This is a genomic window from Pedobacter steynii, assembly GCF_900103665.1.
Classification (GTDB): domain Bacteria; phylum Bacteroidota; class Bacteroidia; order Sphingobacteriales; family Sphingobacteriaceae; genus Pedobacter; species Pedobacter steynii.
In genome coordinates this window covers 82,977-96,654 of record NZ_FNGY01000017.1, presented here as the reverse complement: position 1 = coordinate 96,654, position 13,678 = coordinate 82,977, and the positions used below count along the sequence as shown (strand labels likewise).

General features: G+C 41.2%; 10 protein-coding genes. 4 read left to right on the top strand and 6 right to left on the bottom strand.

Annotation, left to right across the window (positions count from 1 at the left end):
- Positions 1-77: 77 nt before the first annotated feature.
- A complete protein-coding gene (locus BLQ87_RS31520; protein WP_074612879.1) occupies positions 78-1,214 on the top strand; it encodes a lipid II:glycine glycyltransferase FemX in 1,137 nt (378 codons plus the stop codon).
- Here BLQ87_RS31520 and BLQ87_RS31515 read toward each other — a convergent pair.
- From BLQ87_RS31515 to BLQ87_RS31485, 6 genes are all read right to left on the bottom strand, one after another.
- Positions 1,208-1,798 (bottom strand): class I SAM-dependent methyltransferase, encoded by a 591-nt coding sequence (locus BLQ87_RS31515; RefSeq protein WP_074612878.1) that lies wholly within the window; start codon positions 1,796-1,798, stop codon positions 1,208-1,210. The genes BLQ87_RS31520 and BLQ87_RS31515 overlap by 7 nt on opposite strands.
- Positions 1,799-1,861: 63 nt before the next feature.
- Positions 1,862-2,521: a glycosyltransferase family 25 protein gene (locus BLQ87_RS31510; RefSeq protein ID WP_074612877.1), complete on the bottom strand. Its 660-nt coding sequence runs from the start codon at positions 2,519-2,521 to the stop codon at positions 1,862-1,864.
- A gap of 9 nt (positions 2,522-2,530) precedes the next feature.
- Entirely contained in the window at positions 2,531-3,169 is a 639-nt protein-coding gene (locus BLQ87_RS31505; protein WP_074612876.1) for a glycosyltransferase family 25 protein, read from the bottom strand.
- A 48-nt stretch (positions 3,170-3,217) separates the two neighbouring features.
- On the bottom strand, positions 3,218-4,162 hold the full coding sequence (locus BLQ87_RS31500; RefSeq protein WP_143010614.1) for a hypothetical protein: 945 nt from the start codon (positions 4,160-4,162) through the stop codon (positions 3,218-3,220).
- 38 nt (positions 4,163-4,200) lie between these two features.
- Entirely contained in the window at positions 4,201-5,556 is a 1,356-nt protein-coding gene (locus BLQ87_RS33395) for a glycosyltransferase family 25 protein (protein WP_083362166.1), read from the bottom strand.
- Positions 5,557-5,994: 438 nt separating this feature from the next.
- Entirely contained in the window at positions 5,995-6,855 is an 861-nt protein-coding gene (locus BLQ87_RS31485) for an AraC family transcriptional regulator (protein WP_074612873.1), read from the bottom strand.
- 351 nt (positions 6,856-7,206) lie between these two features.
- Here BLQ87_RS31485 and BLQ87_RS31480 point away from each other — a divergent pair, with 351 nt between their 5' ends.
- Genes BLQ87_RS31480 through BLQ87_RS31470 form a run of 3 tightly spaced genes read left to right on the top strand, consistent with a single transcriptional unit; the run spans position 7,207 to position 13,576 of the window.
- Positions 7,207-10,404: a SusC/RagA family TonB-linked outer membrane protein gene (locus BLQ87_RS31480; protein ID WP_083362165.1), complete on the top strand. Its 3,198-nt coding sequence runs from the start codon at positions 7,207-7,209 to the stop codon at positions 10,402-10,404.
- Between the two features lie 11 nt (positions 10,405-10,415).
- Positions 10,416-12,368: a RagB/SusD family nutrient uptake outer membrane protein gene (locus BLQ87_RS31475; protein WP_216857895.1), complete on the top strand. Its 1,953-nt coding sequence runs from the start codon at positions 10,416-10,418 to the stop codon at positions 12,366-12,368.
- A gap of 11 nt (positions 12,369-12,379) precedes the next feature.
- Complete coding sequence (locus tag BLQ87_RS31470; RefSeq protein WP_074612921.1) at positions 12,380-13,576, top strand: DUF5000 domain-containing lipoprotein; 1,197 nt, start codon at positions 12,380-12,382, stop codon at positions 13,574-13,576.
- Positions 13,577-13,678: the final 102 nt, after the last annotated feature.

Sequence of the window (13,678 nt, the reverse complement as noted above, 5' to 3'; positions counted from 1 at the left end):
TCAACAGATGAGCTATCCAGCCTTAAATTGGCTTATCACTATATAATTCCCCACCTTCGCGCCGGAAAGGAAAAATAATGAATATAGCTATTAATAAAAAAGACATTAAAGAAGTTTATGAGACTTCAATCATTCAGCAAACGGCATTCTGGTCGGAAGTAAAAACCCAGCAAGGCCTCCAATCTAAAGCATTTGACTTCAAAGTGAAAAACGAAGACATCTACCATGATGCTTTAAAAAACAAGTTTACCCAGGCTGATTTTCTGGTATTGCTCCAACCCCTGGACAGTGAATATAGCATTGCTTATGTCCCTTATGGCCCGGAAATAGAACCCAATGAAGAATACCAGGGAAAGTTCCTGGAAGAATTGTCGGAAAACCTCCGCTCCCATCTTCCTTCAAAATGCATCTTAATCAGGTATGACCTGGCCTGGGAATCCCATTGGGCAAAAGAAGAAGATAACTTTGACCCTTCCGGAAACTGGATCGGCCCACCAGAAAAGAAATATCAGGAGTTTCGGTTTAACTTCAACACCGAGAACTGGAACCTTAAAAAAACCAATTCAGATATCCTGCCTTCAAACACCATATTTCTGGATTTGCAGCAGGAAGAAGATACCCTGTTGAGTTCAATGAAGGCAAAAACACGGTATAACATTAATCTATCCTATAGAAAAGGGGTTACCGTGAGTAAGGTAGGCATGGAAAACCTGCACATCTGGTATGCCTTATATCAGGAAACAGCCTTACGGAACCGCATTCACATCAACGATATTGAATATTTCAGAACCGTGCTTTCTGCGCGCGCAGAAGATACTTCCTCACCTGCTGAGGTTGAGCTGTTGCTGGCAGAAACAGAAGGGCAACCTCTGGCTGCCATGTTCCTGGTCATCTCGGGTCAAAGAGGAACCTATCTATATGGTGCTTCTTCATCCAGCAACAGAAATTACATGGCTACTTATGCCCTGCAGTGGGAAGCAATGAAGATTGCCAAAAACAGAGGATGTACAGAGTACGATCTGTTCGGTGTAGCGCCAAACCCTGATCCCTCCCACCCGCTTCATGGGCTGTATAAGTTTAAAACGGGTTTTGGTGGCGAACTGTACCACAGAATGGGCTGCTGGGATTATCCACTGGATATGGAGCAGTACCATCGCTTCATTGCTACCGAGATGCAGAGTCAGGGCTATACCTGTAGACAAACAATTCATTGATCATGCGACCTGATAAATACCATGACCGTATTTTTAAACCATGGCAACGTGGCCCTTTCTCTAAAATAAGCACTTACTTTTTTATCAAAAAAAAAGCCTCTTTTTTGCATTTGCGAAATTACATATTCATTATTCCTGCAATTAACATGGCCCCTGCCACTCTGCCCAACTATCGCCCAGCTTAATATCACATACTGAGTCACATTTTTTGCCAGATTATCTAAATATATCTGTTCATACTTTTCAGGAATATGCTCCCCAACTTCCAGGCTCAACACAGTATCAAATCTCTGATCAAACCGCACAGGCCTGCTTAAATCTAACTGTTCGCAACAGGTACCATCCGCCAGTATTTGTGCGGTGATATCTGAAGTATATGGATTCCCATCATAACCTGTTGCTGTTAAGCCTTTTTCTCTTAATATTTTCACATACCAGCCCGGGCCACAGCCTAAATCAACAATGTGATGCTGCCCATTTTTTTTAAGAAAACGAGCTAAAGCCAGCGCAAGCTTTCTGTCAAAACAATGGCCTTCTAAGGAAGGGTTTAACCAACGTCCCTTTTTATCTATTTCAAACGGCATATTTTATTCAGTTAATTTTCTAATTACAGATGGGGAGTGTAAACACCCGGACTTTTGATATTTTTAAGTAAAGTATTTCACATAAGCCTGCTGAAGTTTCTCCAACCGCTCTTCGGTACGGGCAAACATCTTTTGGACCAAACCGGGCTGTGCATTGTGCACCGTTGTGATATCCGAATAGCCAAAGTCCTTTTGTCTGGAGATAAAAGGATACAAAACCATTTTGTGACTGGTTAATCCCGCCAACACCAAATCTGCCACATCATCTTTTTTAAATTCATAGGCCAACATTTTCGGAAAAACACTTTTGTAGAGCACGATAAACTGGGTAGACTGAAAAGGGTTTATCCAATACCGATTAGCAGTTAACGGCACTGCATAACCAAAATGCCCTACACCTCCGGATAGAATCTCTACACCCTGCTCATGTGCTGCTATCACATTATTCAGCAAATACTCTTTATTGTAGTATTCGGTAAATTCATGATCATCCTCACAAATGATGATCACATCATCATCATTTTGCATGGCGATGTGAATGATTTTTATCATGCTCTGCCATAACCCTATAGCGCCGATTTCATGTTTACAAGCCTCGATTACTTTAACATCAAATGCTGTTTCCTTTACAAATTCTTTTAAAATATGCGCTCTGCGTTCAGAACGCTCTTTTAAATTAATCACATAAGTGGGTATCACTAAATTCTCCAGTTCTTCATTCATGTTATTGAATTAACGGTAATACTCAGCAACCTTTACGATATGTGATAAAACAATATCACTGGTTTCAAAAATTTCGGTTACATAACCTTCTTTATTATTTTTAATCGTTGCATCAGAATAGCCAAACTCTTTCTGGGTAGAAATAAAGGGATAGATTAAAAATTTGTTTTCACTTCGCTCATATATTATTTGATCTGCTGTATACCCCGGAATAGATTCAGCTTCTAAAAGCTTCGTATAAAAGCCTTGAAAAACAATCAAAAACTGTGTAGCATTGAATTTATCTACCCAAAACAAATTATCTTTTATTTGCAAAGCATCCGCAAACCAGCTTACCCCTCCCAATAAAACATCAGCGCCTTTCTTTTGCGCATTTGCGATCTCATTAAAAAGGATTTCTTTGTGATAAGCATCAGTAAATTGATGATCATCCTCACATATTAAAATATAATCGTCTTCTTGTGGCACGAGGTCCCTAATAATATGTACCACAGTTTGCCATAAACCTAAGGCACCATTTTCATGCAGTATGGCTTTAACCAGTTGTACATTAAACTCTGGTCTATGTTTAAACTGACCTAAAATATGAGCTTTGCGGTCGGTACGCTTTGCCAGGTTGATGATGTAGGTATTAATTTTCTGCTGCATCTTAATTTATAGTTTACCGGATCATTTATTTTTCGATCAAAACCTTCTTTAGGGTTTTATTTTTGATCCACTGACCGGTTCCTGCAGTTCCCCGGTTTCAAACCATATTTCGTTTTTGCCGGCATTAAATACTTCCCTGGCAATATTAATTTCAGGCTTGCGAACCCTAAGGTTAACTTTTTCTAATTGCTGTTTTTCACCATCAATCGTTACATTACCTATGATAAGTTCTATTTTTGGCAGGTCTTTGTAGTAAATGATCGGCTTATCGAGCGCACGGTTTTTTGCACCATAATTTATTGCCGCTCCATACTGCTCCAGAAAGATTTCAAATCGTGGGTCCATATCTATTTTTTTCCCCGGAAAAGCCATTGATCCGATCACCCATTTTTTACGGGTATCTAAATTTTCAACCGTCATTGTTATCCAGCTATGTTCATAGACCGTTAAGGGATATTGATCGTTATATTTTAAATTTTGGCCGGGAATGGGCTTGCCTTTTTTGTAGCCGGATTTGTAAAGTGTGATTCGGTACCTGCCTTTATTCCATATCGCTTTATTTCTGATGCTGATATAGGAATTAGAACGGCTTTCTGTAAAGCCCTTCGTTGCGATCAGGTTCGTATCGCCTTCGAACCACCTGGTAAATACCGCCCCTTGTCCAAACACCGTATCTTTAGCATTTTTGATTTTAACAGGGATACCATTAGTATGGGTTGCAAGCCCGGTATGAAATTTTTTTCCATTAAAAGCCGCGTTTAATGCGGAAATGCAATAATGGTAATCATCTGGTATTTGTGTCTTAATTTCGACATCAATACTTATTCTTTTGATATCTTTCGTAGCGTTGCTATCAAGCGCATATCCAACATTTAATGGAAAGAAGGGGCTAAGGGCGACACTGTCCGGTTGCTTTTTTTGTGCAAAAAGACACGGAGCGCTGAACCCCAGTAAGCCGATAGTAAGGTAAATTTTAATATTAAATCTCATCATAAAACCAGGAATAAAGATTGATTATTATAAACTGCCGTTTAATTCATAGCATTACTTTTATGATACCTGTGATAAGCTGCCCTTATTCTGCTAAATTTGCGGTCACAATCACTAAACATTCGTCCAACAGTACCCTTATTATTATCAAACAAGGCGGTGATATCTGAATAACCAAAATCCCGTTGGGTAGAAATGAAAGGATGAAGAGCGATCTTATTAGCCGTCAAATTAGCCAGCATTGCATCTGCCAGTACAGTATCGTCATATGGAGCGTCTAAAATTTTTTGGAAAAAAGAGCCGTAAATCACGATAAACTGGGTACAGGTTGGCCTATCCGTCCAAAATCTGTTCTGCCCTACCAATACGCAATTTTCAAACGCCGCGATTCCACCGTTCAAATAATCAGTACCCTGACTATAGGCTTCTAAAACATTTTTCAGGAAATAGTCGCGGGTGTATTGCGGGGTAAACTCGTGATCGTCTTCGCAGATCACGATAACGTCATCGTCATTCTCAATTGCGATTTTTATTATTTTTCTGATGCTTTTCCAAAGCCCAACCGCACCAATTTCATGAACACAGGCTTCTACAATTGTTGTCATGAACTCTTTTCGGTCTTTAAACTGTTGTTTAATATGGGCTAACCGCTCCGGTCGTTCTGATAAATTGATAATATAAGTGGGTATCACAATTTGCTCTTGTAAAGTAGATAAATCTGCTATGGCCTGATGTTCTCTATAAAACACAGCGATGTCATTTAAGGTATGCAATAGCTGATTGGCATTAAAAAACACCTTTGCCACAGCGCTATCCACGATATGATCCATCAATGCAACTGGTACATCTTCTTGTACAGAAACAAAGGGATGTATCATAAGCTTATTTTGCGAAACGGAAGAAAGTACCGTATGGACATCCTGATCCCCATTTAACATGACCTCTAATATTTTCTGATAGCTTCTTTGATATATGACCAGAAAATGCACACCGGAAAAACTATCTATCCAATATAAGTTATCAGTAACCTGAAATGCCGAATTAAACCATCTCAGGCCACCTGTTAAAAAATCTGCTAGGCTGAGCTCCCCCTCCCTAATGTGATCAATGAATGCTTCAAATGAATATTCTTTTGTAAAATAATGGCTGGTATTGCAAACCACCATAAATTTCTGATCAGCATTTTTTGCACAGTTAACCGCATTTTTCAGACTCTGCAACAACCGCAACTCCTGGTTTATCTGCTCTTCTCCATCAACAGCCTGCAACAAAAATTCATTTAGATTACTAAAACGTTCGCTGATACCAAGATAATCTTCATCGGTTTCGGTACAGTTACAAACATATACGGGAACTTTCGTATGATTTGGGATTTTAAAACCAGGCTGTAAAAACATTCGTAGGGGATAGGTGTATCTACTAAACTAAAGAGGCTGTCTTATGCGATAAAAACAGCCTCTTTTTGCATTATTGTAACCGTCTTTTACTACTCAGACACACAGAGACCAAAATCCGTGTTGCTACACTTACAACCCGTGCCGCAGCCTACAGCACCTCCACATTTCCCGCCACAATCTCCGCTACCAGCTTGCTGGCCACCCATTACAGCCTTTAATTGTGCTCTTGTTAAAACATCGGCCTTAAGGCCAGTCATCTTCAACTTTAATTTTTTCATTTTGTTTAATTTTAGGAAGGTTTGATAATAAAAAACATTTAATAAATTTAATTTGACCGGTAATCGAATCTAGTTCAATACTCAGCGGAAAACTACAACTCATCTATCTGATACTTAAACTATTTTAACGAAAACAGGAAAACAAAAAATGCCATTACCTTTAGCCTTTTAATTTAGCCCGGTATTCTGATGGTTTCATTTCTTTTATCTCCTTAAAAAACTTATTAAAATTGGTCAGGTTATTATAGCCGCTGGAGAAACAGACATCTGCAATAGAAAGGTCAACGTTCTGCAATAGCTTACAGGCATGCCCTATTCTGATTTCATTGATAAACTGCGTTAAAGATTTCTGTGAACGGCCTTTAAAAAACCGGCAAAAGGAGTTAGTCGTCATATTGCAGAGATCGGCCACTTCCTTCAAATGAATATTACGCTGAAAATTCTGCATGATAAACCGGTATACTTTATTGATCCTGTCGTTGTCCTTCTCATCATATTGATTTTTAAAGGCAACACTGGCTAAGTATTCGTAATCATTAGATTGCGACAGGATATCTATGACTTTTAGAACGGTTATAATTTTATCGATCCCTTCCTTATCTGGGATTTCCTTAAGGAACGCTTTTACTTTCAGGTTCGTTTCCCCATGAAAAGCCAACCCTCTGGACGCCCGCTCCAGCAAGCTTTTTGTTTGCGCCAATGTATTCTGATCGTCGGTCAAAGCAAACAGAAAATCAGGAGGAAAGTAAATAACGGTTGATTTTACCCTTTTATCCGCATTTAAATAAGTTCTGTCATTTTGCCAGATGTGGGGCAGGTTTGGGCTCATCAGCACCAGGTCATTGTCCTCAAAATTGCCAATATGATCTCCTACAATCCGCTTTTCATAGCTTTTTTCTATCCATACCAATTCACACAAATCATGAAAATGAAAGGAGGATATCAGATTATTGGTATCGAGTTGCTTGATCCTTATAGTCTTATGGCCGGTAGGATCTACTTTAATCAGTTCAGATCTCATAATTGGTTGACGTTATCCGGCAAATATTAAATTAAATTAATCGTATTCGACAGAAATCCGCACAATCGGGTAAAATGCTTTTACTTTTTACAAAGAAAGTTTTATTAAGCAGCTGATCTTCCCTATAAATTTACATTACCAAAACAAACCGAACCATATTATTGAAACCTTTTGATAAGAACGTAAATCAGCCGAATTTTTCTTGTCGTAAATAGAACATTCCTGATGATTATTTAACGCCCCGCTCAAACCAAGGCATTAATCAACTTATTAACAGCAACTTATAAGAACAACCTCTTATGAGTACGGGCGAAGCTATGTGGTATTTACAATTTATTTAAACCTATAGGTATGAAAAAAACACTACTCTTATTTGTAATTTCTCTGTTTTCCCTGTTTGCTTTTGCTCAGCAAAAGAAACTCATCAAGGGAACAGTTAGAAATGCAGAACAAGAAGCATTAGCCGGGGTAAACATTGGCCTGATTGGTCAAAACAAGTTTACCTCCACAGACAACTCCGGGAACTTCTCCATTGAAGTCAGCAATCCGGCTGTAGCCAGATTACGGTTCAGCTTTGTTGGTTACAAGACCTTGGAACTATCCCTTAAAGATTCTACCAGCCTGAATGTTGTTTTGCTGGCAGACGAAAAGAACACCATGGACGAGGTGGTGGTGGTTGCCTTTGGAAGCCAGAAGAAAACCTCGCTAACTGGTGCTGTAACGACAATTAGTGCCAAAGATCTAAAAGGTCCAACCAGTAACCTGACCACCACACTGGCCGGTAGGGTACCAGGGGTAATCGCCTTTCAGCGCAGTGGTGAACCGGGACAGGACAATGCCAATTTCTTCATCAGGGGTGTTGGCACTTTTGGAGCAGGTAAGCAGGATCCGTTAATCTATATTGATGGCATTGAAAGTTCGCCCAATGATCTCGCACGGTTACAGCCTGATAACATTGACAACTTTTCGGTATTGAAAGATGCGGCAGCTACAGCACTTTATGGTTCAAGAGGTGCCAACGGGGTGATGCTCCTGACCACAAAAACAGGTACAGAAGGTAAAACCAGGATAAATTTACGGGTAGAGAACCGAATTTCAGGAAATACAAAAAGCTACAAACTGGCCGACAACATTACTTACATGCATTTGGCCAATGAAGCTATTTTGACACGCGACCCCTTGGGCCGGACACCTTACGACCCCAATAAAATTGACAACACGATAGCTGGGCGCGACCCAGTCTTATTTCCCAACAACAATTGGGTCGATCTGTTAATCAAAGACTATACGCATAACTACGCGGCAAATGTGGATGTGAGTGGTGGAAATGAAAAATCCAATTTCTATGTCAGCTTAACCTACGATGAGAATAATGGTTTGCTAAAAGAATCTTCTTTTAACAGCTTCAACACCAACGTAAAGGCCCGTACTTATTCCCTGTTGTCTAACGTCAGCATCCGGTTTACCAAAACTACCCGGGCACTGATTAGCGCACGTGGAATTTTTGATTCGAACAACTCTCCTGTTGGCGGGGGTAGCCGGATATTTACGCTGGCTTCGGCAAGCAATCCGGTTGCCTTTCCTGCATTATACCCTCAGAGCTATCTGCCATACGTACAACATCCCTTATTTGGCAGTGCCCTATTGCCAAACTCGACCAACCTGTTGTATACGAACCCATTTGCACAATCCGTTTCCGGCTTTCAACAATACAACAAGGCACAGTTGATCCCTCAGATTACCATTAACCAGGACCTCGCAGAAATTACCCCGGGACTATCCGCCCGTGTAATGGGCTTTACGCAGCGCGATGCTGATTTTACGTTAATCCGCAGATATAGTCCGTTTTTCTATCAGTCGAGAACCTTAGATGGGCGAACGACCTTAACACAGCTGAACCAGGCCATCCCGGGCCAGCCACAAATTGGTGCCGAGCCAACAGAATACCTGACTTACGAACCCGGTGCTAAAAATGTAAGCCAGGTGGTATACGGAGAAGGCGTAATTAATTATCAGCGTACTTTTAACGACAAACATACGATCGGCGGTCGGGTCATCACCACCATCCGTTCATCATTGACTGGCAATGCGACGACATTACAGCTTTCTCTGCCCAAACGGAACCTGAACTTTTTAGGTCAGCTAAACTATGCTTTTAAAGACAAGTACATCGTAGATTTTGCCTTTGGCTATAACGGATCGGAGCGTTTTGCACCAGGTAAACGTTATGGTTTCTTTCCGGCGATCAGCGGGGCCTGGATCCTAAGCAAAGAGAAGTTTCTGGAAAATTCGAAAATACTGACCAATTTAAAACTTAGGGGAAGTTATGGGATCATCGGTAACGACCAGATCGGATCTGATGCAGACCGTTTCTTCTACCTGTCGGAAGTAAACCTGAACTCCCTGGGAGCTGGATACACTTTTGGTGAAAACTATAACTATACCAGGCCTGGGATCGTCCTCAACCGTTTTGCAAACCCGGAGATTTCATGGGAAAGGTCTGAACAAACCAACCTGGGTTTGGAAGCGACCTTATTCAACGATTTTAATATCGTCATTGAAGCTTATAAACAAAACAGAACCAGTGTTTTGCTAGAACGGACAAATATCCCTTCTTTAGTTGCTTTACAGACCGTTAATCCATCCACCGGTGGATTGGTATACCCAAGGGCAAACATCGGCAAAGCCACAAGTCAGGGGATAGATTTTTCATTTAACTACAGCAAAAACTTCAATCGTGATTACTGGATTAAATTAAATACAAACTTCACCTATGCAGCAAGCAAATTGCTATTTAACGAAGAGCCTAATTACGACAATAGTTTAAAACATCTGAGTAAAAGAGACCAATCGGTGAATCAATTATATGGACTCGTTGCCGAGCGCTTGTTTACTGATGACACCGAAGTACGAAACTCGCCAAAACAAAACTTTGGAGAATACAAAGCCGGAGATATCAAATATAGAGACATCAACGGCGACGGGATTATCAGTAGTCTTGATGTTGTTCCAATCGGCTTGCCAGCTGCACCGGAAATCATTTATGGTTTTGGGGGGTCATTCGGAGTAAAACAGTTCGATTTCAGTTTCTTCTTTCAAGGCTCTGCCCGCTCCTCTTTTTTCATCGATCCAAGTTCAAGACGGGATGATAACGGCAATGTTCTCGGTATCTCGCCATTCGTTACTGCCGGAGGCTCGCAATCGGGCTTATTAGATGTAATTGCCAAAGACCATTGGAGTGAAGACAATAGAAATGCCTATGCGTTTTGGCCGAGGTTAAGTTCTGAAGTCATCAGCAACAATACCCAGGCTTCCAGCTGGTGGTTGCGCAGGGGAGATTTTTTACGCTTAAAACAAGCGGAAATAGGTTACAACCTTTCTGATAAACTGGCAAAAAAAATCGGCTTATCCAGTGCCAGATTCTATGTAAGCGCATTGAATATCTTTTCGATCAGCAGCTTCAAAATCTGGGAAGTAGAAATGGCTGGAAACGGTCTGGGCTACCCATTGCAAAGGGTATATAATTTTGGTTTAAAACTGGGCCTTTAAAGTAAAAAAGTATGAAAACATCGAATCACAACCATAAAACACCACTTGCCGCTATCATGCGCATATCCATATCCCTGGTAATTACAGTTCTGGTCATCAGCTCCTGTAAGCAAAGCTATTTAGAAGTAGCTCCTGATAATCTACCCCGCATAGAAAATGCATTTACCTTACGTGCGGAGGCAGAGAAATACCTCTTTACCTGCTACTCTTATATCCCTGATGATGGCAACACCACCACTAATCCGGCCTTTTTAGGTGGAGATGAAATGTGCACACCAATTGTCAGCCGTTCCAACAGCTTCGCCGCTAACATTCCCAGAGGCAATCAAAATGTGGTAGATCCTTATTACAACTACTGGGATGGGACAAACGGTGCTAAGTCTATGTTTAGAGGGATCAGAGATTGTAATGTTTTTATTAAAAACATGCAGGATATGACCAAAGTACCGGACATCGGTTTAGATGAAAGAAACAGATGGATAGCGGAAGGACAATTTTTGAAAGCTTATTTCCATTTTATTTTGATGAGAGCTTATGGTCCGATTCCTACTGTAGACGTAAGTCCTAATATCGATGAGCCTATTGAAAATATGAAACTAAGCAGGATGCCTGTTGATAGTGTCACCAATTTTATTGTGAAATATTTAGATCTGGCTGCATTGCATTTGCCGGATATCATCCAAAATACCAATAACGAATTGGGCCGCCTCACCAAACCTGCAGCATTGGCGATGAAAGCACGTGTATTGGTATTGGCTGCCAGCCCTTTATTTAACGGAAATACCGACTACACGGGCTTTAAGGATAAAAAAGGAGTTCAATTAATTAATCCCGCCTACGACGCAAAAAAATGGGAAAGGGCAATGTTGGCCAGTAAAGCGGCTATAACTGCCGCTGAAAGTGCAGGCATCAAACTTTATGAGTTTCCAGGTACTTTGTTCGCCTTATCGGATACGACAAAAAAACAGATGAGCCTGCGCAACGCAGTGAGTCAAAAATGGCAGAACTCAGAGTTGATCTGGGGAAACTCAAGTTCAAGCACCAATACTTTACAACTCATTACTGTAGGTCACTTTGACGGAAGAAGCGGCAGAGGCGCGAATGCCGGTGCGATTGCTGATGTGGGTGCAACCATGAAAATGGCGGATCAGTTTTATACCTCGAATGGTGTTCCTCTTAATGAAGATAAAACTTTTGTATTCGGAGATAAATCTGAACGAAGAGTTGGGGTACAGGCAGAACGCTTCAATAATATCCTGGGTTATACCTCCTCCCGGTACAATTTTGACAGAGAAAATCGCTTTTACGCCTCTTTATCATTTGATGGTGGTGTCTGGTATCAGGAAAGCAGTCCTTCCCGTACAGATGAAAACACCTATAACATACAGTCCAGACTGGGAGGTTCAAGTTCGGGTACCCCCCTACCGCCAACTGGTTATTTCTGCAAAAAACTGGTCAACTGGAAATTTTCATGGGGCGACAATAACAGTATCGGTATGGAGCGGTATCCATGGCCAAACTTCCGTTTAGCAGATCTGTATTTACTTTATGCCGAAGCATCAAATGAATTTTCCGGTCCGGGAGCTGAGGCTTACGAATACCTCAACAGGATCAGAGCGAGATCTGGCCTAAAGACCATTCAGGAAGCATGGACTAACTATTCTAACAATCCTGGTAAATACCAAACCAAAGACGGACTGAGAAACATTATCAGACAGGAACGAACGATAGAACTGGCAATGGAAGGGAGCCGCTTCTGGGATCTGAGACGCTGGAAAACGGCTTCCCTGGAATTAAATGGAAACGTACAGGGCTGGGATATACAGCAAAGTAATTCCATATTATATTACAGACAGCTCACCTTTTTTAGTCAGCGTTTTGTAGGTCCGAGAGACTACCTGTGGCCGATCACAGAAAACACGCTATTAGTTAACGAAAACCTGGTGCAAAACCCAGGTTGGTAATCTTCATAGAAATGAAACATCTTATAAAAAATTTCAACCTGCTATTGTTCATTACAATAGCAAGTACGATTGGTTGCAAAAGCGACATCCTAAATGGCCCGATAGAAAACAGTAAAGAAAAACCGGGAATCGTTACCAATATTAAGGTAGAAAATAAAAGTGGCAGCGCTTTGTTAACCTATACCTTACCGGCAAACGAGGGCTTATCCTACATCAAAGCGGAGTACGAAATCAGACCGGGCGTAAAACGGGAAGTGGTTAGTTCTTACTATACCAACCAACTGCTGGTGGATGGGTTTAACGCTACAGATGAGCGGGAGATCACTTTATATGCAGTCAGCAAAAGTGAGGTTAAATCAGACCCAGTAACAATTAAAATAAAACCATTAAAGTCGCCCATTCAAAGTGTTTACGAAAGTTTAAAAATCGTAGCGGGTTTTGGCGGTCCGAATATCAAATTCAGCAACACCGATAAATTGCCGATTACAATTGTACCAATGCTCAAAACCGCTGAGGGTTCGCTAAAGACATTGGATAAAATCTATTCACAAACGGCAATAGGTAATGTCACGATACGTGGACAGGAGCCTGTGCTTTCCAAATATGGCTTTGTAGTCACCGACCGCTTTGGCAACCATACCGACACCTTATATCAGGATTTAACACCTTATAGTGAAATAAAACTCGACAAGAACAAGTTTTCGCTGTTTTCTTTGCCCGGTGATGCAGTACCGGCCTATCCGGAAGCGGTTCTAAGACTGCTTTGGGACGATAGCTATCCGACAACTGCAGTATGGCCACGGGCATTTACGACTGAGGGTGCAACCAGTCCGCAAACCATTACGATAGATTTAGGGGTCACTACGGCATTGAGCAGATTTGTTTTCTTCCCCAGAACGGAGTCTGGAAACAGATTCTATGTCAGGGCCAACCTAAGAGATTATGAAATCTGGGCAACCAATAACCCTACCGCAGATGGCAGTTATAACAATTGGACAAAAATCTCTACCGCTGCCGTCATCAAACCATCGGGTCTGCCATCGGGCACAGAAACCGCCGAAGATTTGGCTTATGCCTTAAAAGGATGGGGTACTGAATTTGAGCCGGGTTTACCAGGTTACAGATATCTGCGGATCAGATCGCTGCGCAACTGGGAAAACAATTTCGCCATTATGGCCGCACAGATTGATGTTTATGGTAGTAAGTAATTAAAGAATAATAAAGATGAAACCATCATGATCTTACAGATCACACAACGAAATGAATACCAAGATCATGATCGCTTCATCACCATTAAAAAACAAATATAT

Bases quoted from the DNA above. Each gene is read 5' to 3' on its own strand.
- BLQ87_RS31520 (WP_074612879.1), top strand. From the start codon at position 78: ATGAATATAGCTATTAATAAAAAAGACATTAAAGAAGTTTATGAGACT.
- BLQ87_RS31515 (WP_074612878.1), bottom strand. From the start codon at position 1,798: ATGCCGTTTGAAATAGATAAAAAGGGACGTTGGTTAAACCCTTCCTTA.
- BLQ87_RS31510 (WP_074612877.1), bottom strand. From the start codon at position 2,521: ATGAATGAAGAACTGGAGAATTTAGTGATACCCACTTATGTGATTAAT.
- BLQ87_RS31505 (WP_074612876.1), bottom strand. From the start codon at position 3,169: ATGCAGCAGAAAATTAATACCTACATCATCAACCTGGCAAAGCGTACC.
- BLQ87_RS31500 (WP_143010614.1), bottom strand. From the start codon at position 4,162: ATGATGAGATTTAATATTAAAATTTACCTTACTATCGGCTTACTGGGG.
- BLQ87_RS33395 (WP_083362166.1), bottom strand. From the start codon at position 5,556: ATGTTTTTACAGCCTGGTTTTAAAATCCCAAATCATACGAAAGTTCCC.
- BLQ87_RS31485 (WP_074612873.1), bottom strand. From the start codon at position 6,855: ATGAGATCTGAACTGATTAAAGTAGATCCTACCGGCCATAAGACTATA.
- BLQ87_RS31480 (WP_083362165.1), top strand. From the start codon at position 7,207: ATGAAAAAAACACTACTCTTATTTGTAATTTCTCTGTTTTCCCTGTTT.
- BLQ87_RS31475 (WP_216857895.1), top strand. From the start codon at position 10,416: ATGAAAACATCGAATCACAACCATAAAACACCACTTGCCGCTATCATG.
- BLQ87_RS31470 (WP_074612921.1), top strand. From the start codon at position 12,380: ATGAAACATCTTATAAAAAATTTCAACCTGCTATTGTTCATTACAATA.